Annotated in this window: 22 protein-coding genes; 15 read left to right on the top strand and 7 right to left on the bottom strand. The window is 55.2% G+C overall.

Translation table 11 applies throughout. The features are described 5' to 3' along the window. The first annotated feature begins 82 nt into the window (after window positions 1-82). From LQ945_RS05990 to hisP, 3 genes are read left to right on the top strand one after another with little or no spacing between them, the layout of a single operon-like run. On the top strand, window positions 83-769 hold the full coding sequence (locus LQ945_RS05990) for a histidine ABC transporter permease HisQ (protein ID WP_044552649.1): 687 nt from the start codon (window positions 83-85) through the stop codon (window positions 767-769). After that, on the top strand, window positions 766-1,470 hold the full coding sequence (locus LQ945_RS05985) for an ABC transporter permease (protein ID WP_044552648.1): 705 nt from the start codon (window positions 766-768) through the stop codon (window positions 1,468-1,470). Before LQ945_RS05990 ends, LQ945_RS05985 begins: the two co-directional genes overlap by 4 nt. A gap of 18 nt (window positions 1,471-1,488) precedes the next feature. After that, window positions 1,489-2,262, top strand: a complete 774-nt coding sequence (hisP, locus tag LQ945_RS05980; RefSeq protein ID WP_020827863.1) for a histidine ABC transporter ATP-binding protein HisP — start codon at window positions 1,489-1,491, stop codon at window positions 2,260-2,262. Between the two features lie 41 nt (window positions 2,263-2,303). On the opposite strand, the gene LQ945_RS05975 is transcribed toward hisP, so the two are convergent. The 3 genes from LQ945_RS05975 to yfcG all read right to left on the bottom strand — a co-directional run bounded on the left by LQ945_RS05975 (window position 2,304) and on the right by yfcG (window position 4,352). Continuing rightward, window positions 2,304-3,218, bottom strand: a complete 915-nt coding sequence (locus tag LQ945_RS05975) for a TIGR01777 family oxidoreductase (RefSeq protein WP_270102496.1) — start codon at window positions 3,216-3,218, stop codon at window positions 2,304-2,306. 28 nt (window positions 3,219-3,246) lie between these two features. Further along, a complete protein-coding gene (gene folX / locus LQ945_RS05970; protein ID WP_012146035.1) occupies window positions 3,247-3,618 on the bottom strand; it encodes a dihydroneopterin triphosphate 2'-epimerase in 372 nt (123 codons plus the stop codon). A gap of 104 nt (window positions 3,619-3,722) precedes the next feature. Continuing rightward, the gene (yfcG, locus tag LQ945_RS05965) at window positions 3,723-4,352 is read right to left on the bottom strand and encodes a GSH-dependent disulfide bond oxidoreductase (RefSeq protein ID WP_020827861.1); all 630 of its coding nucleotides are present in this window, start codon (window positions 4,350-4,352) and stop codon (window positions 3,723-3,725) included. A 259-nt stretch (window positions 4,353-4,611) separates the two neighbouring features. Between yfcG and yfcE the strand changes: the two genes are divergently transcribed. Together yfcE and yfcD are read left to right on the top strand one after the other, a co-directional pair. Further along, window positions 4,612-5,163 (top strand): phosphodiesterase, encoded by a 552-nt coding sequence (gene yfcE / locus LQ945_RS05960; RefSeq protein ID WP_020827860.1) that lies wholly within the window; start codon window positions 4,612-4,614, stop codon window positions 5,161-5,163. 90 nt (window positions 5,164-5,253) lie between these two features. Continuing rightward, window positions 5,254-5,811, top strand: a complete 558-nt coding sequence (yfcD, locus tag LQ945_RS05955; protein WP_020827859.1) for an NUDIX hydrolase YfcD — start codon at window positions 5,254-5,256, stop codon at window positions 5,809-5,811. Between the two features lie 66 nt (window positions 5,812-5,877). Here the strand turns inward: yfcD and pta are convergent, their stop codons facing one another. Then, window positions 5,878-8,040: a phosphate acetyltransferase gene (gene pta, locus LQ945_RS05950; RefSeq protein ID WP_044553012.1), complete on the bottom strand. Its 2,163-nt coding sequence runs from the start codon at window positions 8,038-8,040 to the stop codon at window positions 5,878-5,880. Between the two features lie 75 nt (window positions 8,041-8,115). Next, entirely contained in the window at window positions 8,116-9,318 is a 1,203-nt protein-coding gene (gene ackA / locus LQ945_RS05945) for an acetate kinase (RefSeq protein ID WP_044552644.1), read from the bottom strand. 354 nt (window positions 9,319-9,672) lie between these two features. On the opposite strand from ackA, the gene yfbV reads away from it, so the two are divergent. From yfbV to LQ945_RS05925, 4 genes are all read left to right on the top strand, one after another. After that, entirely contained in the window at window positions 9,673-10,128 is a 456-nt protein-coding gene (gene yfbV, locus LQ945_RS05940) for a terminus macrodomain insulation protein YfbV (RefSeq protein ID WP_020827856.1), read from the top strand. Between the two features lie 146 nt (window positions 10,129-10,274). Continuing rightward, complete coding sequence (locus LQ945_RS05935; RefSeq protein WP_270102495.1) at window positions 10,275-10,769, top strand: YfbU family protein; 495 nt, start codon at window positions 10,275-10,277, stop codon at window positions 10,767-10,769. A gap of 16 nt (window positions 10,770-10,785) precedes the next feature. Then, a complete protein-coding gene (locus LQ945_RS05930; protein WP_044552643.1) occupies window positions 10,786-11,442 on the top strand; it encodes a sugar phosphatase in 657 nt (218 codons plus the stop codon). A gap of 97 nt (window positions 11,443-11,539) precedes the next feature. Continuing rightward, window positions 11,540-13,372 (top strand): SLC13 family permease, encoded by a 1,833-nt coding sequence (locus LQ945_RS05925; protein ID WP_260679815.1) that lies wholly within the window; start codon window positions 11,540-11,542, stop codon window positions 13,370-13,372. Between the two features lie 26 nt (window positions 13,373-13,398). On the opposite strand, the gene yfbR is transcribed toward LQ945_RS05925, so the two are convergent. Beyond that, on the bottom strand, window positions 13,399-14,004 hold the full coding sequence (gene yfbR / locus LQ945_RS05920; RefSeq protein ID WP_044552640.1) for a 5'-deoxynucleotidase: 606 nt from the start codon (window positions 14,002-14,004) through the stop codon (window positions 13,399-13,401). A gap of 118 nt (window positions 14,005-14,122) precedes the next feature. After that, window positions 14,123-15,337, bottom strand: coding sequence for a pyridoxal phosphate-dependent aminotransferase (locus tag LQ945_RS05915; protein WP_020827851.1), 1,215 nt, complete (start codon window positions 15,335-15,337; stop codon window positions 14,123-14,125). 858 nt (window positions 15,338-16,195) lie between these two features. On the opposite strand from LQ945_RS05915, the gene lrhA reads away from it, so the two are divergent. The 6 genes from lrhA (at window position 16,196) to nuoF (ending at window position 22,773) form a co-directional block, all read left to right on the top strand. Beyond that, entirely contained in the window at window positions 16,196-17,131 is a 936-nt protein-coding gene (gene lrhA / locus LQ945_RS05910; RefSeq protein WP_269935876.1) for a transcriptional regulator LrhA, read from the top strand. 710 nt (window positions 17,132-17,841) lie between these two features. Continuing rightward, window positions 17,842-18,279: an NADH-quinone oxidoreductase subunit A gene (locus tag LQ945_RS05905; protein ID WP_020827849.1), complete on the top strand. Its 438-nt coding sequence runs from the start codon at window positions 17,842-17,844 to the stop codon at window positions 18,277-18,279. A gap of 23 nt (window positions 18,280-18,302) precedes the next feature. After that, entirely contained in the window at window positions 18,303-18,977 is a 675-nt protein-coding gene (locus LQ945_RS05900; protein ID WP_004947278.1) for a NuoB/complex I 20 kDa subunit family protein, read from the top strand. Between the two features lie 96 nt (window positions 18,978-19,073). After that, a complete protein-coding gene (gene nuoC / locus LQ945_RS05895; RefSeq protein ID WP_020827848.1) occupies window positions 19,074-20,870 on the top strand; it encodes an NADH-quinone oxidoreductase subunit C/D in 1,797 nt (598 codons plus the stop codon). 2 nt (window positions 20,871-20,872) lie between these two features. After that, window positions 20,873-21,424 (top strand): NADH-quinone oxidoreductase subunit NuoE, encoded by a 552-nt coding sequence (nuoE, locus tag LQ945_RS05890; RefSeq protein ID WP_104410952.1) that lies wholly within the window; start codon window positions 20,873-20,875, stop codon window positions 21,422-21,424. Then, entirely contained in the window at window positions 21,421-22,773 is a 1,353-nt protein-coding gene (gene nuoF, locus LQ945_RS05885; protein WP_270102494.1) for an NADH-quinone oxidoreductase subunit NuoF, read from the top strand. The genes nuoE and nuoF overlap by 4 nt, the downstream gene beginning before the upstream one ends. Window positions 22,774-22,840 lie beyond the last annotated feature (67 nt).

Genomic DNA, 22,840 nt, shown 5'->3' with positions numbered 1-22,840 from the left:
CGCATACCCTTCCATGTTGTGACTACGGGGCCGGTCTGCCGGCCTCGATGGTTCGGGATCCTATGACGACAGGGTGAAGTAAATGCTGCAAGGCTACTCCCAATTGATATTTGAGGGCGCTTTGGTGACGCTGGAGCTGGCCCTCAGTTCCGTACTGCTGGCGGTGGTGATTGGTTTGATCGGCGCCGGCGGCAAGCTTTCCCATAGCCGCCTGCTTTCCACGCTGTTTGGCGCTTATACCACGCTGATCCGTGGCGTACCCGATCTGGTACTGATGCTGCTGATTTTCTATGGCCTGCAAATTGCACTTAACAACATCACCGAACTGCTTGGTTTTTCGCAAATCGATATTGATCCGCTCAGCGCGGGGATCATCACCCTCGGGTTTATCTACGGCGCCTATTTCACCGAGACTTTTCGCGGGGCCTTTCTGGCGGTGCCGAAAGGGCAGATCGAAGCGGCCACTGCCTACGGCTTTTCCGGCTCCCAGATTTTCCGCCGCATTCTGTTCCCTTCGATGATGCGTTTTGCCCTGCCGGGCATCGGCAATAACTGGCAGGTGATCCTGAAGGCGACGGCGCTGGTGTCGATCCTGGGCCTGAACGACGTGGTGAAGGCCACTCAGCTGGCCGGAAAAGGCACCTACCAGCCGTTCTTCTTCGCGATCGTGGCCGGGGTGGTTTATCTGGTGTTCACCACCCTGTCCAATGGCGTGCTGTTGTGGCTTGAACGGCGTTATTCCCTCGGCGTTCGGAGGGCTGAGCTATGATCGAAATCTTGCAACAGTACTGGCAGTCGTTGTTGTGGAGCGACGGTTATCGCTTTACCGGCGTGGCGGTCACGCTGTGGTTGCTGATCTCCTCGGTGGTGATGGGCGGCTTGCTGGCGATCCCGATGGCGGTGGCACGCGTTTCCCCCATCAGATGGGTGCGCTTCCCGGTATGGCTGTATACCTACATATTCCGCGGCACGCCGTTGTATGTGCAATTGCTGGTGTTCTACTCCGGCATGTACAGCCTGGAAATCGTGCGGGGCACGGACTTTCTCAACGCCTTCTTCCGCAGCGGGCTCAATTGCACCATTTTGGCGCTGACGCTGAACACCTGCGCCTATACCACCGAGATCTTTGCCGGGGCTATTCGCGCGGTTCCGCACGGTGAAATCGAGGCAGGCAATGCCTACGGTTTTTCGCGCTTTAAAATGTATCGCTGCATCATTTTGCCTTCCGCGCTGCGCACCGCTTTGCCGGCCTACAGCAACGAAGTGATCCTGATGCTGCACTCCACCGCGCTGGCGTTTACCGCCACCGTGCCGGATCTGCTGAAAATAGCGCGTGATATCAATGCGGCGACCTATCAACCGTTTTATGCCTTCGGCATTGCGGCCGTGCTGTATCTGATCATCTCTTACGGGTTAATCAGCCTGTTCCGCAAGGCGGAAAAGCGCTGGATGGCACACGTTAATCACTGATAATGACGGGAACACACTATGTCTGAGAATAAATTAGCCGTCACCGAACTGCATAAGCGCTATGGCGAACACGAAGTGTTGAAGGGCGTATCGCTGGCGGCCAACGCAGGGGACGTGATTAGCATCATCGGTTCTTCCGGTTCCGGCAAAAGCACCTTTTTGCGCTGCATTAACTTCCTGGAAAAGCCGAGTGAAGGGTCCATTAGCCTGAACAATGAAGATATCCGCATGGTGCGCGACAAGGACGGGCAGCTTAAGGTGTTCGACAAGAAACAGCTGCAGCTGCTGCGTACCCGCCTGACCATGGTGTTCCAGCACTTCAACCTGTGGAGCCACATGACCGTGCTGGAGAACGTGATGGAAGCGCCAGTGCAGGTGCTGGGGTTGAGCAAGACCGAGGCGCGTGAGCGTGCGATACGCTATCTGGATAAGGTCGGCATCGACGAACGTGCCCGCGGCAAATACCCGGTGCACCTGTCCGGCGGGCAGCAGCAGCGCGTGTCGATCGCCCGGGCGTTAGCGATGGAGCCGGAAGTTTTGCTGTTTGATGAACCGACGTCGGCGCTGGATCCGGAGCTGGTAGGTGAAGTGCTGCGCATCATGCAGAAGCTGGCGGAAGAGGGGAAAACCATGGTGGTGGTGACGCACGAGATGGAGTTTGCTCGCCACGTGTCCAGCCACGTGATTTTCCTGCACAAAGGGTTGATCGAAGAGCAGGGGCCACCGGCCGAACTGTTTGGCAATCCGAAAAGCCCGCGTCTGCAGCAGTTTCTTTCCGGCGCTTTAAAATAATCGGCTGTCGGGGCCGTATTTTTCTGGCCCCGATATCTTCCTCAGCGCACGGAGTCCCGCTGATTGATCACATCATCCAGCGCCTGCTCCAGCTCCAGAAAGCGGAAGCTGAAGCCTGCCTCTTCCAGCCTTTTCGGCACCGCACGTTGCCCGCCCAAGACCAATACCGCCGCTTCCCCCATCAATAATTGCAGGGCGAATGCCGGGACGCGTAAAAATGCCGGCCGATCGAGCACGTTGGCCAACTGAGCGGCAAACTGCTCGTTGTGGACCGGATAAGGGGCGACCATATTGAAAGGGCCTTGCAGGGTCTGGTGATCCAGCAAATAGATAATGCCATTGACCATGTCGTCCAGGTGGATCCACGGCAGGTATTGACGGCCGCTGCCGATGGGCCCGCCCAGCCCGAAGCGAAACGGCGGCAGCATCTTCGCCAGCGCGCCGCCTTTTGCCGCCAGCACTACGCCGGTGCGCAGCAGGCAGACGCGGGTCGCGTCGCTTTGCGCCTGTAGCGCCAGAGATTCCCAACGCTGACAGAGTTGATGGGTGAATTCGTCATGCGGCGCTTCGTCTTCGGTGACGACCGCCTGCCCCTGATCGCCGTAGTAACCGGTCGCGGAACCGGAAATCAGCACGCTGGGCGGGGTACTGCCGGCGTTAATCAGTTTCACCAACTGTTCGGTCAGATCCCAGCGGCTGTGGCACAGGCGCTCTTTCTGCGCTTTGCTCCAGCGCTTGTCTGCGATCGGCTCGCCGGCCAGGTTGATCACCGCGTCAAAGCCATCGAGCGAAGGCTGATCCTGCAACGTTGACCAGTAGCTGACCTGCTCACCGAAGCGTTCACGAGCGCGGGGCAGGTTACGGCTCAGTACCGTAACCTGGTGAGAAAGGCCCAACAGCCGCTGCGTCAGGCTGCTCCCTATCAATCCTGTGGCGCCGGTTATCAGGACTCGCATGGTCGATTCTCCCTGAAACAGGTGGTTTTCAGGCCCGGCGATAGCTCATGGTCATCGAAACCGAGTCGGCGTAGCGCAGGGCCAGTAGTTTATCTATCTCTACTTCAGCATAGGTTACCCAGGCATGTTGTTTCACGATATCGAGCACATCCTGAGTTAATTTTTCCAGCAGGGCGAAGCGGTTATCTTCCACATGGCGGATGATGGCTTTGGTGATAGTGCGGTAATTGAGCGCGTCGTCGATATTTTCACTGTCGCGCGCTTTATCCGCCGGGTAGTGGATCACCACGTTAATCAGGATGTCCTGACGATTGTTAATTTCTTCTTCCTTGATACCGATGAAAGTACGCAACCGCAGGTTTTTTATACGAATAATGGCGTCGGGTTGACTGAATGACATCAGAAGATCTCCACAGGTCTGATTATTGCCGCTCAGAATACACGGAAAGTAAGGAAAAGATAACGAGCCGAAGGAAACTCCCCGCGGGTCGGGGAGCGGGAAATTTAGCCCTGTTCGGCCAGCTTGTAGGCGCGAGCGGTGGCCGGACGGTTGCTGATGCGTTCAAACCAGTTGCGTACCGCCGGGTAATCCGCCAGATCGATGCGTTGGCGCGGGTGAGACACCACCCAGGGGTAAGTCGCAATATCGGCGATGCTGTAGTTGTCGCCGCCCAGGTACGGGTGCTTTTGCAGCTCGGCTTCCAGCACGGCATACAGACGCTTGGTTTCCAGATGGTAGCGTTCGATGGCGTAAGGCACCGGCTGAGGCGCGTAATGGTTAAAGTGATGGTTTTGCCCGAGCATGGGCCCAAAGCCCGCGACTTGCCAGAACAGCCACTGTAGCGTAGCGGCACGTTCGCGCAGGCCTTTGCTCAGCAATTTGCCGGTTTTCTCCGCCAGATACAGCAGAATCTCGCCGGATTCGAACAGGCTGATGGGCGCACCGCCATCAACCGGCTGCTGGTCGACGATGGCCGGAATTTTGTTGTTGGGTGAAATGCTCAGAAAATCCGGCTTGAACTGGTCGCCGGCGCTGATATTTACGCGATGGATACGGTAGGGTAAGCCAACCTCCTCCAGAAACAGGGTAATTTTGTGACCATTGGGAGTAGGCGCGTAATACAGGTCAATCATGTTGCCTCCTGCGGTAAGGTGATCTGTAAGTCATTACACGTTGTTGCGGTCTTCGCCGCGCACAAAGGTATATCAAAGATCTTTCTATAGGGTTACCCACAATAGCAGCTAAGAATAGCAGGCTATGTGAGATTCGTCTGATGCTATCTCTACAACATGCATCACAGTTCCAGGTCTTTAGCCGCCGCTTGCTCGGCAGCCTTGCCGTCGTCGGCCACTGCGATAAAATAGCCGTTATTTCCCCGTCAAAGGAAAGGTTATGAAGCTGATATTCGCCTCCGATATACACGGTTCGCTACCCGCCACCGAAAGCGTGCTGGAACGTTTTGAACAAAGCGGAGCCGATTGGCTGATCCTGCTGGGCGATTTGCTGAATCACGGGCCGCGAAATGCTTTGCCTGCGGGTTATCAACCGGCGCAGGTTGCCGAACAATTGAATCGCTATAGCGACAAGATCATCGCCGTTCGCGGCAACTGTGACAGTGAAGTTGATCAGATGTTATTGTCGTTTCCCATCACCGCGTCTTGGCAGCAGGTGCTATTGCAAAAAAGACGATTGTTTTTAACCCACGGACACCTTTATCATCCCTCCGCACTGCCGCCGTTATCTGCTGGTGATGTGCTGGTTTACGGGCACAGCCATTTGCCGCAGGCGGAACGGCAGGGAGAGATTTACTGCTTTAATCCAGGGTCGGTCAGCATTCCGAAAGGGGGCTTTCCCGCCAGCTATGGCATACTGGAGGACGGCATTTTAAGTGTGGTCACTTTGGACGGCGGCAAGGCTGTTGCAGAGGTGGCATTAACGCACTAATTTATACACACACAATAAAAATCTTTGAAAAACACTCATTGATTAACCAGTGCGCGGGATGCATCGCGCCAAAATAGAAGGTTTTAGAGGATGGCGGAACAGGGTCAGGCTGCAGATACCGAGTGGGTTGATATCGTCAACGAGCAAAATGAAGTGATTGCTCAATCCAGTCGCCAACAGATGCGTGCTCAACGGCTGCGTCATCGTGCTACCTATATTGTGGTGCATGATGGAATGGGAAAAATTCTGGTGCAGCGTCGCACCGACATTAAAGATTTCTATCCGGGTTGGCTGGACGCCACTGCGGGTGGCGTAGTGCAAAGCGGGGAGAACGTGCTGGATTCCGCTCGCCGCGAGGCGGAAGAGGAACTGGGTATTGCTGGCGTGCCTTTCGCCGAGCATGGGCTGTTCTACTTTGAAGAAGAGCAGTGCCGGGTGTGGGGCGCGCTGTTCAGCTGTGTCTCTCATGGCCCATTTGCACTGCAGGAAGAAGAAGTGGTTGAGGTGAGCTGGCTGACGCCGGAAGAGATCACCGCCCGCTGCGATGAATTCACGCCGGACTCGCTAAAAGCGCTGTCGCTGTGGCTGACGCGCAACAACGAACAGGCCTATGGCAAGCCGTTACGCGATAGCGATGAAAATGCCTGATGCGTTTCCGCAAATAAAAAAACCGGTCAATTGACCGGTTTTTTTTATCTGATAATTCGGGGATTATCAGGCTTTGACTGCTGCTGCATCAGCCTGGGAAGACTGGATAGCGGTCAGGGCTACGGTATAAACGATATCGTCTACCAGTGCGCCACGTGACAGGTCGTTCACCGGCTTGCGCATGCCTTGCAGCATTGGCCCGATGGACACCAGGTCAGCGGAACGCTGTACCGCTTTGTAGGTGGTGTTACCGGTGTTCAGATCTGGGAAGATGAACACGGTAGCCTGGCCTGCAACCGGTGAGTTTGGCGCTTTGGACTTGGCGACGTCGGCCATGATGGCGGCGTCGTACTGCAGTGGGCCGTCGATGATCAGGTCAGGACGTTTTTCCTGCGCCAGACGCGTCGCTTCACGCACTTTCTCAACGTCGCTACCTGCGCCGGAGTTACCGGTGGAGTAGGAGATCATGGCTACGCGTGGTTCGATACCGAAGGCCGCAGCGGAGTCTGCCGACTGGATCGCGATTTCAGACAGCTGTTCTGCGGTTGGGTCCGGGTTGATCGCGCAGTCGCCGTACACCAGAACCTGATCAGGCAGCAGCATGAAGAACACGGAGGACACCAGCGAGCTGCCCGGCGCCGTTTTGATCAGCTGCAGCGGTGGACGGATGGTGTTGGCGGTGGTGTGAACCGCGCCGGAAACCAGACCGTCGACTTCGCCTTTCTCCAGCATCAGGGTGCCGAGAACCACGTTATCTTCCAGTTGCTCGCGCGCAACCACTTCGGTCATGCCCTTGCTCTTACGCAGCTCAACCAGACGCGGAACATATTGTTCGCGCACGGCGACCGGATCAACAATCTCGATGCCTTTGCCGAGCTCAACGCCCTGAGCCGCGGCAACGCGCTGGATCTCTTCCGGATTGCCCAGCAGCACACACTCTGCGATACCACGTTCGGCGCAGATAGCCGCCGCTTTCACGGTACGCGGCTCGTCGCCTTCCGGCAGCACGATGCGTTTGCCGGCTTTACGCGCCAGCTCAGTCAGCTCATAGCGGAACGCCGGTGGAGACAGGCGACGCGAACGCTCGGAGGTCGCAGTCAGAGACTCGATCCATTCTGCGTTGATGTGGCTGGCCACGTAGTTCTGCACTTTCTCGATGCGCTGGTGGTCGTCCGCCGGCACTTCGAGGTTGAAGCTTTGCAGGCTCAGCGAGGTCTGCCAGGTGTTGGTTTCGACCATAAAGACCGGCAGGCCGGTTTGGAACGCACGTTCACAAAGCTTTCTGATCGGTTCGTCGATAGCGTAGCCGCCGGTCAGCAGCACAGCACCAATTTCCACGCCGTTCATCGCCGCCAGACAGGCAGAAACCAGCACGTCAGGACGGTCTGCCGAGGTGACCAGCAGTGAACCCGGACGGAAGTGTTCCAGCATGTGCGGAATGCTGCGCGCACAGAAGGTTACAGACTTCACGCGACGGGTCATGATGTCGCCTTCATTGACCACGGTGGCCTTCAGGTGACGGGCCATGTCGATAGCGCGGGTCGCGATCAGGTCGAAGCTCCACGGCACGCAGCCCAGTACCGGCAGCGGGCTGTTGGCGAACAGTTGCGCCGGGTCAACGTTGGTTACGCTGGCCTTGGTGGAGTCGTCGAAGATCTCGGACAGGTCAGGACGGGTACGGCCCTGCTCGTCAACCGGGGCGTTCAGCTTGTTGATGATCACGCCGGTGATGTTTTTGTTCTTGCTGCCGCCGAAGCTGCTGCGAGCCAGCTCGATGCGCTCTTTCAACTGAGCCGGGGAATCATTGCCCAGTGCCAGTACAAAAACGATTTCCGCATTCAGCGTCTTGGCGATTTCATAGTTGAGCGCGTTGGCGAACTGGTGCTTACGAGTCGGCACCAGGCCTTCGATCAGCACCACTTCCGCGTCTTTGGTGTTCTCGTGGTAGCGCGCCACGATCTCTTCCATCAACTCATCTTGCTTGTTGGAGCTCAGCAGGCCCTCAACGTAGCTCATGCGCAGCGGCTCGGCCGCCGTGATGGTGGAGTTGCTGCTGCGGATGATGGTGGTGGTCTGGTCGAGCGAGTCGCCGCCGGTGCGTGGCTGAGCGATAGGTTTGAACACGCTCAGGCTAACGCCTTTTTGCTCCATGGAGCGGATGACACCCAGGCTGACGCTGGTCAGGCCGACGCTGGTGCCGGTGGGGATCAACATAATTGTACGTGACACAGAATAGTCCTCTTCACGAATTAACATGAGGCTAAAACAGCACCGCCAGCCTGAGCTGACGGTGTCGGAGAGCGTTTACGCGGTCAGACGGGATGCGTCTTGCGCGATGACCAACTCTTCGTTGGTCGGGATAACCAGCGCCAGGCGGCTGCCGTCTTTGGTGATTGCACCGGATTTACCGAAGCGAGCGGCCATGTTGCGCTCGTGGTCAATCTCGAAGCCCAGCAGGCCCAGTTTGTCCAGGGTCAGCTCACGAACCATACCGGCGTTTTCGCCGATGCCGCCGGTGAAGATGACCGCGTCCAGACGACCGTCCATCAGGGCGCTATAGGCACCGATGTACTTGGCCAGACGGTGGCAGAATACGTCCATCGCGCGTTTTGCATCGGCTTTGGTTGCGTAGTTGTCTTCAACGTAACGGCAGTCGCTGGTGACTTCGGTCAGGCCCAGCAGGCCGGATTCTTTGGTCAGCATTTTGTTGATTTGATCAATGCTCATGCCCAGAGAGTCGTGCAGGTGGAAGATGATCGCTGGATCGATGTCACCGCTGCGGGTGCCCATGACCAGGCCTTCCAGCGGGGTCAGACCCATGGAGGTGTCAACGCATTTGCCGTTGCGCACTGCGGTTACGGAACCGCCGTTGCCCAGGTGGCAGGTGATCAGGTTAACTTCTTCAACCGGCTTGTTCAGCACTTTCGCAGCTTCTTGAGTGACGTAGAAGTGGCTGGTGCCGTGTGCGCCATAGCGACGAACGCTGTGGTCACGGTACAGGCTGTACGGCAGGGCGTACAGGTAGGATTCTTCCGGCATGGTCTGGTGGAACGCGGTGTCGAACACGGCAACGTTTTTATCCGCCAGTTTAGGGAAGGATTTCAATGCCTCAGCGATACCGATCAGGTGCGCCGGGTTATGCAGTGGTGCAAACGGCACCGAATCTTTGATACCCTGCAAGACTTCGTCATTGATCACGGCAGAAGCGGTGAACTTCTCGCCGCCGTGCACAATGCGGTGACCGATAGCGGTCAGCTGTGCAGAAAGCTCCGGTTTTTGTGCCAGAATAGTATTAACAATGTAGTTCAGTGCTTCGCTGTGCGCAGCGCCGGCACCCAGAGCCGCTTCGTGTTTGGCGCCGTCCATCTTCCACTTGAGGCGAGCCTCAGGCAGGTGGAAACATTCGGCCAGGCCGGAGAGGTGTTCTTCACCGTTGACAGCATCGATGATAGCGAACTTCAGGGAAGAACTGCCGCAGTTCAGGACCAGTACTAGCTTACTCGACATGGAAGTACCTACTTAAATAGTTCGTGTTGTTAAAGGAAATACCAAAACACGTGGTGAATTAATCGTCAATCAGACAACAAGCGTAGCGCATAATGCCGTTGACATTTATGATTAACATCATGTGAATTGCACAAACCACATGACGATGAAAAAACCGATGATTTCTCTGCGGTTTAAGTAATCTTGATTTTTATAGGGCTAAAAGTTGACAGAATTATTGTCATCTTCTACCGGCCAAAAGGCCGGCCTAGGATACCGATAGCCCGAGGCAAACACAAAATAAATTTAAAGCTTCAAATTTTTTAGTATGTGTTGGCCGTGCCCTTATTTTTCTTTGTGACGTTGAGGTACGCGATGACGAGCAAACCGTCCGGTTCCGTAAGCTGGTTTCAGGTCTTCCAGCGCGGGCAGCATTACATGAAAACCTGGCCGTCAGACAAACGTCTGGCTCCGGTCTTTCCGGAGAATCGCGTTGCGAGTGCCACCCGCTTTGCCGTCCGCTTTATGCCGCCGCTGGCGGTGTTTACCCTGACCTGGCAGATTGCCCTGGGGGGCCAGTTGGGCCCGGCGATCGCCACCGCTCTGTTCGCCTGCAGCATGCCGATGCAGGGCCTGTGGTGGTTGGGCCGTCGTTCTGTCACTCCGTTACCGCCAACGCTGTTGCAGTGGTTCCATGAGGTACGAAACAAGCTGACCGAAGCCGGTCAGGCCGTCGCGCCGGTAGAAGGCACGCCGACCTACCAGTCGCTGGCGGACCTGCTGAAACGCGCCTTCAAGCAGTTGGATAAAACCTTCCTGGATGACCTTTAACACTAAAAATGGCCGTATTCCTGGCGGCCATTTTAGCGTTCTGGCCAATAACCCCCGTTCAAATCAAAGAACCGGCGAGTTGTGATTTCCTGTGATATTGCGCTGTGCGATGCTTTCGCCATGAGTAATTTATCGAGGAAATTATAATGGAAATGACCCACGCCCAACGCCTGATCCTGTCGAACCAATACAAGATGATGACCCTGCTGGATCCGGATAGCGCTGAACGTTATCGTCGCTTGCAGACCATTATCGAACGCGGTTTTGGCCTGCAGATGCGCGAGCTGGATCGCGACTTCGGCGAAATGAGCGAAGACGTGTGCCGCACCATTATCAACGTTATGGAAATGCACCACGCGCTGCAGGTTTCCTGGGACAATCTGAAAGACAAACAAGGCATTGAAGCCCGCCGCCTGGCGTTTCTCGGCTTTGACGCCGCGACCGAGGCGCGCCATCTGAGCTACGTGCGTTTCCTGGTTAACACCGAGGGGCGCTATACTCATTTCGATTCCGGCAGCCACGGCTTCAACGCCCAAACCAAAATGTGGGAAAAGTACCAGCGTATGCTGGCTATCTGGCTGTCATGCCCACGCCAGTATCATTTGAGCGCCGTTGAGATAGCGCAAATTATCAATGCCTGATTAAAAGAGGTTTCCTGTGGAGTGTAAGGGTTTTCTGTTCGATCTTGATGGGACGCTGGTGGATTCATTGCCTGCGGTAGAGCGCGCCTGGGTTAACTGGGCCAAACGCCGCGGCGTTGATCCGCAGGACGTGCTGGATTTTATTCACGGTAAACAGGCCATTACCTCGTTGCGTCATTTTATGCCGGGTGAAAGCGAGGCCGAGATTCAGCAGGAGTTTCTGCTGCTGGAACAGGTGGAAGCGCAGGACACGGAGGGCGTTACCGCACTGCCCGGCGCCGCTGCCTTGCTGGCGCGCTTGAATCAACTCGACATTCCCTGGGCGATCGTCACTTCCGGCTCGATCCCGGTGGCTACCGCTCGGCGGAATGCCGGTGGCCTGCCACAGCCGGAGGTTTTCATTACCGCCGAGCAGGTGAAAAAAGGCAAGCCACAGCCGGATGCGTATCTGCTGGGGGCTGAGCGCCTGGGGTTGGCACCGCGGGATTGTGTGGTGGTGGAAGACGCCGCTGCCGGTATTCTTTCCGGGCTGGCTGCAGGCTGCCAGGTGATAGCCGTCAATGCTCCGGCCGATGCGCCAAAGTTGGATCAGGTCGATCTGCTGCTGTCATCGCTTGAGCAGATCGCCGTGAGCAAAACGGAGCAGGGCGCCGCGATTAACCTGGTGGCGTAACGCCCTATCTTCACCCAAATTGATTAGACCCCGCACCGGCGGGGTTTTTTTATGCTAATTTTTAAGCCCTTGGATATCTCTGCCGGGTGAGGCCGTTTTGAACAGCGAATTACTGTGGGTGCTGAGTTTACTGTTGATTGCCATTGTGTTGTTTACCACCAATAAACTGCGTATGGACGTAGTGGCGTTGCTGGTGATCATCGCCTTTGTGCTGAGCGGTACCCTGACCCTGCCGGAGGCCACGGTCGGCTTTAGCGATCCCAACGTGATCCTGATTGCCGCGCTGTTCGTGATTGGGGAAGGGCTGGTGCGCACCGGGGTGGCTTATCAGGTGGGGGACTGGCTGGTGAAGGTTGCCGGCAGTAGCGAAACCAAAATGCTGATGTTGCTGATGGTCACCGTCGCCGGCCTGGGGGCTTTTATGAGCTCAACCGGCGTAGTGGCGATTTTTATCCCGGTGGTGCTCAGCGTAGCGGCGCGAATGAAAATCGCCCCGGGAAGGTTGATGATGCCGCTGAGCTTTGCCGGCTTGATCAGCGGCATGATGACCCTTGTGGCGACCCCACCGAACATGGTGGTCAACAGCGAACTGGTGCGCGAAGGCATCAGCGGTTTTGGCTTCTTCGGCGTGACGCCGGTAGGCCTGGCGGTGCTGGTGCTGGGTGTGGGCTATATGCTGGTGGCCCGCCGTTGGCTAGGTAATGAAGACGGCGATAAAACGCGCGAAACCTGGCAGCGACGCACCTTCCGCGATCTGATCCGCGACTACAAGCTGACCGGCCGGGCGCGTCGGCTGGCGCTGCGCAGCGGTTCGCCGTTGGTGGGGCATTCCCTGGACGAGCTGCACCTGCGTGCTCGCTACGGCGCCAATGTGGTGGGCATTGAACGTTGGAAACGCTTTCGGCGGGTGATGGTCAGCGCATCCGGCAGCACCGAGCTGCGTGAAGGCGATGTGCTGCTGCTCGACATGTCGGACAGCCAGGTCGATTTACGTGAATTCTGCAGTGAGCAGCAACTGGAACCCATGGTGCTGCGCGGCGACTATTTTTCCGAGCAGTCGCGCAACGTCGGCATGGCGGAAGTGTCGTTGATTCCCGACTCGACGCTGTTGGGCAAAAGCCTGCGCGAATCCGCCTTTCGCAGCCGTTACGATCTGAACGTGGTGGGGATCCGCCGCAATGGCGAAACCCTGGCGGGCAAGCTGGTGGATGAGCCGCTGGCGTTGGGCGACATTCTGTTGGTGATTGGCGACTGGAAGGCTATTCGTCAGCTGCAGGCGAAAACCCACGATTTTATTGTGCTCAATCTGCCGGCCGAAGTCGACGAGGTTGCGCCGGCCATCACTCAGGCACCGCACGCATTATTTTGCTTGGCGTTGATGGTGGCAATGATGCTGACCGACGAGATCCCCAACCCCATTGCCGCGCTGATTGCCTGTCTGCTGATGGGCAAGTTCCGCTGTATCGACATGGAAAGTGCCTATAAATCGATCCACTGGCCAAGCATTATTTTGATTGTCGGCATGATGCCCTTTGCTCAGGCACTGCAGAAGACTGGCGGGGTGGATTTGATCGTGCGCGGGTTAATGGACGTTGCCGGCGGTGCCGGGCCAAGGGTGATGCTGGTGTGCCTGTTTGCACTGTGCGCCACTATTGGGCTGTTTATTTCCAATACGGCGACCGCCGTGCTGATGGCACCGATCGCCATTGCCGCCGCCCGCGAAATGGGGGTTTCACCGTACCCGTTTGCCATGATTATCGCCATTGCCGCTTCGGCGGCGTTTATGACGCCGGTTTCTTCACCGGTGAACACTTTGGTGTTGGGGCCTGGGAACTATAAGTTCGGTGATTTTGTGCGTATGGGCGTGCCGTTCACGCTGTTGGTGATGTTGGTTAGCGTGATTATTGTGCCCTGGCTATATGCATTTTAACGGCGCAGCATGCTGCGCCATAGGATTTACAGGGAAGAGTCGAGGCTGATTTCGTCCAGTGACAGGCTGAAGCTGGGAATAAACACGTTCATGAAATAGTCCATTTCCGGGCTGCTGCGTTGCTGCAAGGTCTTGTCCAATCGGGCCTTCGCCAGCTTGAATTCGTTATTGCCGGCAGACAGTTCTTCCAGGCACTTCAGGTAGGCGCACAGCGCATCGGCCTGCTTCACCACCAACTTTTCGTCTTCGGTGTAATAGTGCTCGTCGAGTATCGAGCGGAAATCATTGCGCAATTCGGCCGGGATCATATCCAGCAGTTTCTGCTGGGCGATCTTTTCGATCTTTTTGTACTCATGGGCGATCTGCGGATTGTAGTATTTGATCGGCGTCGGCATATCGCCGGTGATCACTTCACTGGCATCGTGGTACATCGCCAGCAGGGCGACACGCTCGGCACTCAGGTTGCCATTGAACTTCCGGTTCTTGATCACCGCCAGCGCATGGGCGACAAATGCCACCTGCAGGCTATGCTCGGAAACGTTCTCGGTACGGACATTGCGCATCAGCGGCCAGCGGTTAATCAGTTTCAAACGTGACAGATGGGCAAAAAAGTGGCTCTGGCTCTGGCTCATGGTGCTCTCTTATACAACGGCAAGTGAGGGTTCCATTGTGAGCAGTGATGGCGGGTTATGCAACCCAAGGCAGTGCGGTGATGGGGGAGAAGGGCGCAGTAGGCTGCGCCCATCATGACTATTGACGATAGCCTTCCAGGAAGCGGCCAAGTTTGCCGACCGCCATTTCCAGTTCATCTACGCGCGGCAGCGTAACGATGCGCACATGATCCGGATACGGCCAGTTGAAGGCGCTGCCCTGCACCAGCAGCACTTTTTCCTGCAGCAGCAGATCCAGCACCAATTTCTGATCGTCGTGAATATTAAAACGTTTGGCGTCGATGCGCGGGAACATATACAGCGCGCCCTGAGGTTTCACGCAGGAAACCCCCGGAATTTCATTCAACAGTTCCCAGGTGCGATTACGCTGCTCATACAGACGGCCGCCGGGTTGAATAAATTCGCTGATGCTCTGGTAACCGCCCAGTGCGGTTTGAATAGCGTGCTGCATCGGTACGTTGGCGCACAGGCGCATCGACGCCAGCATTTCCAGGCCTTCGATATACCCCTTGGCGTGTTTTTTGGGCCCGTTCAATACCATCCAGCCCTGACGGAAACCCGCAACGCGGTAAGTTTTGGACAGTCCGTTAAAGGTGACGGTCAGCAGGTCCGGTGCCAGCGCGGCGATCGAATGGTGTTCGGCTTCGTCATACAGAATTTTGTCGTAAATCTCATCGGAGAAGATGATCAGGTTATGCTGACGGGCAATCTCGACGATTTGTTCCAGCAGCGCTTTGCTGTATACCGCGCCGGTAGGGTTGTTTGGGTTGATGATCACGATGCCGCGGGTGCGCGGGGTGATCTTGCTGATGATGTCATCCAGATCCGGGAACCAACCGGCTTGCTCATCGCACAGATAATGCACGGCCTTACCGCCGGACAGCGAAACCGCCGCGGTCCACAGTGGGTAATCCGGTGCCGGCACCAGCATTTCGTCGCCGCTATTGAGCAACGCCTGCATGGATTGCACGATCAGCTCTGAAACCCCATTGCCGATGTAGATATCCTCAACGGTCACGTCGCGTATGTTTCGTGCCTGGTAGTGCTGCATGATCGCTTTACGCGCCGAGAAGAGCCCTTTGGAATCGGAATACCCTTGCGCCGTGGGCAAATTGCGGATCACGTCGACCAGGATTTCATCAGGGGCGTCGAAACCGAATGGGGCTGGGTTGCCGATGTTCAGTTTCAGGACTTTATTGCCTTCTTCTTCAAGACGTTTAGCTTCTTTGAGCACCGGGCCACGAATGTCATAGCAGACGTTGTCCAGTTTGCTGGATTTCTCAATGGGGGACATAAAAAGTTGAGCCTTTTGCTGGGATGGGGGCGTTCCTACCGTGGAATGCCGCAACTTGCCCAATGTACTCCTGGCGCGGGCGCTTTTGAAGGGCCATGCACGCCTTTGGTGCAAACGAAGGGGGTAACGCAGGAACCCAGGTGAGATAAGCAATGCTAAAGTGTTTTCTTGGGCTTTAGTCCTGCATTTTGTTTTAAAATTGGTTTTTTATTCTGTAAGTGGGATGGTGTGCAGTCATAATTACCCGGGATCATCCTCGTGACGGAACGGGACCCGATAAATGGATTAGTTGCGCAGAGATTAAAGAAGTTAAAATGTAAAGAAATGATAATGCCAGAGTAGTCTGATAGCGGGATGTCAATCGGCGATCCAAACTGAAAGACAAGGGTGAATTACATTAGCCGTATTTCAGTTTCTAACTTAAGCGCTGTTTAAGTAGTTATTTCTGATTTATTCACGTAATAAATGTTACTGATTGAATTTATTAAAGTCATGAAAAAATGAACCAGACGTTACGCTGCGGCCTAAGGATTTTTCCGTGCAGAAAACGACGCTGAGGCCAGTCTGGACGCGGGGGTTATGCAGCACGATTGGTGTGGAAATCTCACGCGTTGAATGAGTAAAATATTTAACCCGGTAAAAATGAAACACTTTCACCACTTATAAAGTACGGCATTTCTATAAGCATTCACGATAGATCACATTTTAAAAGGCGATAGAGGTAACGAAATAAAAGTAATTTTTTTGCCCTCCACTTATGAGTGGGGTACTGTCATGTCTGGCATCGTCCTTTAACGATGTCTTAGAAACACACCAGGGTAGTTTGTAAATTAGAATTCAAAAAGTGAAGAAAACACTATGACAACTGCAAATCGTCCGATACTCAATCTCGACCTCGATCTGCTAAGAACCTTTGTAGCTGTTGCTGATTTGAATACTTTTGCGGCGGCGGCAGTCGCCGTTTGTCGTACTCAATCAGCCGTCAGCCAACAAATGCAGCGGTTAGAGCAACTGGTTGGCAAAGAGTTGTTTGCCCGTCATGGGCGCAATAAATTACTGACCGAACACGGTATTCAGCTTCTCGGCTACGCCAGGAAAATCCTGCGCTTCAATGACGAAGCCTGTACTTCGTTGATGTACAACAATATAAAGGGTGTTCTGACTATTGGCGCTTCTGATGATACCGCCGATACCATCCTGCCTTTCTTGCTTAACCGCGTCACGTCGGTATACCCAAAACTGGCGATTGATGTCCGGGTGAAACCCAGTTCGTTCATGGTCGACATGCTGGAAAGTGGCGAAGTCGATCTGGCCATCACCACGATAGCTGCCGCAGATCGTCCGCATATTGTGCTGCGTACCTCGCCAACCCTGTGGTACTGCGCGGCCGATTACCATTTCCAGGCTGGCGAACCGATCCCGTTGGTGGTGATGGACGATCCAAGTCCATTCCGCGCGATGGCGATCAAACACCTTGATGACGCCGGGATCCCATGGCGGATCGCCTATGTGGCTTCAACGCTTTCCGCCGTTCGCGCGGCCTGTAAGGCCGGGCTGGGCATTACCGTTCGCCCAATCGAAATGATGAGTCCGGACCTGCGCGTGCTTGGCGCAACGGAGGGATTGCCGGTGTTGCCTGATACTCAGTACAGCCTGTGCAAGGATCCTCAGTGCGGTAATGAGCTGGCGATGGCGATCTTCAGCGCCATGCAAAACGGCAACGACAGCTACAGCTTCAGCGGGCCCGGTGCATCGCTGCAAGATGATGCCTGTCTGGTTGACGATGAGGAATAACGCCAAAAAGCGTTAAACCCGATGAAAAAACCTCTGCTTCGGCGGAGGTTTTTTTTGGTCAAAATTTAGCTAAAAATCAATTTATGGCGCATTGGATGATTTTTTATTACGAAGTGGTTATTTGTTTGAGTATCTGTGGGTAATGAGAACGGTTATCAGACGAAGAAAATGACTTTCGGTGATTTTTTGCACGATTAGTTTTTCAGCTAAAGACCTGGAATGGATAGGGTTATTTTGATAGTTTGTCTCGGCGATTTTTACCGCCAGAATTGACAAAATTTATTAAAGGGCCACACTTTTTTTGAGGTTTTATGCTGAAAACGTGTCCTGGATCAAAAAAATACCCCTAGGTAGTGAGTGGAAGAACAGGAGATTCCTGAGACAATGGTATAGTAAAACTGAAATGTGCATGTTGGTTTATATCTATCTGTTTCTACACGGCAATTAACTGACACGATTTAGCCTAAGCCAGGCGCATCAAATGTTAATTAAATGATACGTATGTAAACTAGTGTGTAGATACTTTTGTCAAAGTTGACAAAAGGTTATAGAAAGGAGTAAAAAGCCCACAGTAAAACGCTGCCTAACTCGCTGTAAAAGCAGTTTGTTTGTGTGGTTTATTTATCCTTCCCTTAAATCGATGTGGTGCACTAACTGCCAGATACAAGAGCAGAGCGATCGACGCCACTTTTGATGAGTAAGCATAGAGTATGTCAACAACCACTGAAGTTATCGCTCATCACTGGGCGTTCGCCGTATTTTTTGTCGTGGCTATCGGGCTTTGCGGTTTAATGCTGCTGGGCGCGTTCTTCCTGGGTGGGAGAGCCCGTGCGCGTGCCAAACATACCCCGTTTGAATCAGGTATCGACTCTGTCGGCACGGCGCGTATGCGTCTGTCCGCCAAGTTCTATCTGGTCGCCATGTTCTTCGTTATTTTCGATGTTGAAGCCTTGTACCTGTACGCCTGGTCGGTCTCCATTCGCGAGAGCGGTTGGGTTGGCTTCATCGAAGCCGCCATTTTCATTTTGGTGCTATTGGCCGGTCTGTTTTATCTGGTGCGTATCGGCGCATTGGACTGGACACCGTCGCGTTCCAAACGTCTGAGCAAACCAGGCACGATCACTAACACCAACAGTCATCCGCAGTAGTCGGTAAAAAACGAGGCATTAAGATGGACTATACGCTCACCCGCATAGACCCGAACGGTGAGAACGACCGTTACCCCCTGCAAAAACAGGAGATTGTCGCCGATCCCCTGGACCAACAGGTTCACCGCACGGTTTACATGGGTAAACTCGAACATGCATTGCATGACATGGTGAACTGGGGGCGTAAAAACTCTATTTGGCCCTATAACTTTGGCCTTTCGTGCTGTTACGTGGAGATGGTGACTTCGTTTACCGCCGTTCACGACGTGGCTCGTTTTGGTGCCGAAGTATTGCGTGCTTCGCCGCGTCAGGCTGACCTGATGGTGGTAGCCGGTACCTGCTTTACCAAGATGGCTCCGGTTATTCAACGCCTGTACGAACAGATGCTGGAACCCAAGTGGGTGATCTCGATGGGCGCCTGTGCCAACTCCGGCGGCATGTACGATATCTATTCCGTGGTGCAGGGCGTGGACAAATTCTTGCCGGTCGACGTGTATATCCCGGGTTGTCCACCGCGTCCAGAAGCTTACATGCAGGCGCTGATGCTGTTGCAGGAATCGATCGGCAAAGAACGCCGTCCGCTGTCCTGGGTTGTTGGCGATCAGGGCGTTTACCGCGCCAATATGCAGTCTGAAAGAGAGCGTAAACACGGCGAGCGTATCGCGGTGACCAACCTTCGGACGCCTGACGAGATTTAAGACGTTCATTTAACGTCCATCTTAGTGCGCTATTGGTTAACACAGCGAAAAGTGAACTTGCGGCGAAATAACCCTTTAGTGTGGTGAAAAAAAATTATGACAGATTCAACGACGCACGACGCCTTGCCGGCCTGGCAGACCCGAGATCACCTCGACGATCCGGTGATTGGCGAACTGCGCAACCGTTTTGGGCCGGAAGCCTTCACTGTTCAGCCCTCCCGTACCGGAATGCCCGTGGTATGGGTCAAGCCTGACCAGTTACTGGAAGTAATGACGTTTTTGAGAAAACAGCCGAAGCCTTATGTCATGCTGTTCGATCTGCATGGCGTGGACGAGCGTCTTCGCACCCACCGCGACGGTTTGCCGGCCGCGGATTTTTCTGTTTTCTACCATCTGATTTCTATCGAACGCAACCGCGACATCATGCTGAAAGTGGCGCTGTCTGAAAAAGACCTGCACGTGCCCACAGCAACCAAGGTTTTCCCTAATGCCAACTGGTATGAGCGTGAAACCTGGGAAATGTTCGGTATTACCTTCGACGGCCACCCGCACCTGACGCGCATCATGATGCCGCAAACCTGGGAAGGCCACCCGCTGCGTAAAGACTACCCGGCGCGTGCTACCGAGTTCGATCCCTTTGTGTTGACCAAACAGAAAGAAGATCTGGAAATGGAAGCGCTGACCTTCAAGCCGGAAGATTGGGGCATGAAGCGTGGCACCGAGAACGAGGACTTCATGTTCCTCAACCTCGGCCCGAACCACCCATCTGCGCACGGTGCATTCCGTATCATTCTGCAACTGGATGGTGAAGAGATCGTCGACTGCGTTCCGGATATCGGTTACCACCACCGTGGCGCCGAGAAAATGGGCGAGCGCCAGTCCTGGCACAGCTACATTCCGTACACCGACCGTATCGAGTACCTCGGCGGCTGCGTGAACGAAATGCCTTACGTGCTGGCGGTTGAGAAACTGGCCGGGATCAAGGTACCGGAGCGCGTTGATACTATCCGCGTGATGCTGTCCGAACTGTTCCGCATCAACAGTCACCTGCTGTACATCAGTACGTTCATTCAAGACGTCGGCGCCATGACCCCGGTGTTCTTCGCCTTTACCGATCGTCAGAAAATCTACGATCTGGTGGAAGCGATTACCGGTTTCCGTATGCACCCGGCCTGGTTCCGTATTGGCGGTGTTGCACACGACCTGCCGCGCGGTTGGGATCGTCTGCTGCGTGAATTCCTCGAGTGGATGCCAAAACGTCTGGATTCCTACGTCAAGGCTGCGTTGAAGAACAGCATCCTGAAAGGCCGTTCCGTAGGTGTTGCATCCTACAATGCCAAAGAGGCATTGGAGTGGGGCGTGACCGGCGCCGGTCTGCGCGCTACCGGTATCGAGTTCGACGTGCGCAAATGGCGTCCGTATTCCGGCTATGAGAATTTCGACTTCGAAATCCCGGTCGGCGACGGCAACAGCGACTGCTACACCCGCGTCATGCTGAAGGTAGAAGAGCTGCGCCAGAGCCTGCGCATCCTTGAGCAGTGCCTGAACAACATGCCGGAAGGCCCGTTCAAGGCCGATCACCCGCTGACCACGCCGCCGCCGAAAGAGCGTACGCTGCAGCACATTGAAACGCTGATCACCCACTTCCTGCAGGTTTCCTGGGGCCCGGTGATGCCAGCCAACGAATCATTCCAGATGATTGAAGCCACCAAAGGGATCAACAGCTACTACCTGACCAGCGACGGCAGCACCATGAGCTACCGCACCCGGGTACGTACGCCAAGCTTCGCGCACCTGCAGCAAATCCCAGCGGTAATCCGTGGCAGCCTGGTCTCCGACCTGATCGTCTATCTGGGTAGTATCGATTTTGTAATGTCAGATGTGGACCGCTAACTATGCATGATCAAAAAGACAATCACGCGAATAACGAAGCGCTTGAACCCATCAATGCGGCCGCTCCTCAGAGCGGCGTTGATGCATTTGAGCTGAGCGCGGAAGAACGTGATGCGATCGAGCACGAAAAGCACCATTACGAGGATCCACGCGCCGCCTCCATCGAAGCACTGAAAATTGTGCAGAAGCAGCGCGGCTGGGTTCCGGACGGTGCGATTTATGCCATCGCGGAAGTGCTGGGCATTCCTGCCAGCGACGTAGAAGGCGTGGCCACGTTCTACAGCCAGATTTTCCGTCAGCCAGTAGGACGTCACGTGATCCGTTATTGTGACAGCGTTGTTTGTCACATCACCGGTTACCAGGGCATTCAGGCCGCCATCGAGAAGAAGCTGAGCATCAAACCGGGTCAAACCACCTTTGATGGTCGCTTCACTCTGCTGCCAACCTGCTGCCTGGGCAACTGCGATAAAGGGCCGACCATGATGATTGATGAGGACACTCACAGTCAGCTGAAGCCTGAAGATATCGAGACGCTACTGGAGCAGTATCAATGATTAAAGACATTGTACGCACTCCCGAAATGCACCCGCTGACCTGGCGACTGCGTGATGACAAACAGCCGGTCTGGCTGGATGAATACCGCAACAAAAACGGCTATGCGGGTGCCGAAAAGGCCATTAAAGGCCTGGCTCCGGACGAGATCGTCAACCTGGTGAAAGACGCCGGATTGAAAGGTCGCGGCGGTGCAGGTTTCTCCACCGGTCTGAAGTGGAGCCTGATGCCGAAAGACGAATCCATGAACATCCGTTACCTGCTGTGTAACGCCGATGAAATGGAGCCGGGCACCTACAAAGACCGCTTGCTGATGGAGCAGATGCCGCACCTGTTGGTGGAAGGCATGCTGATCTCGGCTTTCGCGCTGAAGGCTTACCGCGGCTATATCTTCCTGCGCGGTGAGTACATCGAAGCGGCGGTGCATTTGCGCCGTGCGATTGCCGAAGCTACCGAAGCCGGCTATCTGGGCAAGAACATCATGGGCAGCGGTTTCGACTTCGAGCTGATTGTTCATACCGGTGCCGGTCGCTACATCTGCGGCGAAGAAACCGCGCTGATTAACTCGCTGGAAGGCCGCCGTGCCAACCCGCGCTCCAAGCCACCATTCCCGGCTTCCTCCGGCGTGTGGGGCAAACCGACCTGCGTTAACAACGTAGAAACCCTGTGTAACGTGCCGGCCATTCTGGCGAACGGTATCGACTGGTACAAGGGGATCTCCGCCGGCAAGAGTAACGACGCCGGGACCAAACTGATGGGCTTCTCCGGCCGGGTGAAAAACCCTGGCGTTTGGGAGCTGCCGTTTGGTACCACCGCACGTGAAATTCTGGAAGATTACGCCGGTGGCATGCGTGACGGCTTGCGTTTCAAAGCCTGGCAGCCAGGTGGCGCAGGGACCGACTTCCTGACTGCCGATCACCTCGATCTGCCAATGGACTTCGAGAACATCGGCAAAGCCGGCAGCCGTCTTGGCACCGCGCTGGCGATGGCGGTGGACCACGAAATCGGCATGGTTCCGTTGGTGCGCAACCTGGAAGAGTTCTTCGCTCGCGAGTCCTGCGGTTGGTGTACGCCATGCCGTGACGGCCTGCCGTGGAGCGTGAAGATCCTGCGCGCGTTGGAAAATGGCCAAGGGCAGCCGGGGGATATCGAAACCCTCGAGCAGCTGTGCCGTTCCCTCGGCCCGGGCAAAACCTTCTGCGCCCACGCGCCAGGTGCCGTAGAGCCACTGCAAAGCGCAATTAAATATTTCCGTGAAGAGTTCGAAGCGGGCATCGCCGTGAAGCATTTCAGTAACGCGCATGCGATTGGCGGCATTCAGCCGAACAACCTGCTGAAGCAACGCTGGTAAGCCGACTCGCCCCGACGACACGGCCAGAATTTTTGATTAACGCCTGCCGCAAGGCAGGCCACTTGGA

The organism is Serratia liquefaciens (assembly GCF_027594825.1).
Lineage (GTDB): Bacteria > Pseudomonadota > Gammaproteobacteria > Enterobacterales > Enterobacteriaceae > Serratia > Serratia liquefaciens_A.
Note: the sequence above shows the minus strand (reverse complement) of the source record. Positions and strands in the feature narration are given on the sequence as shown.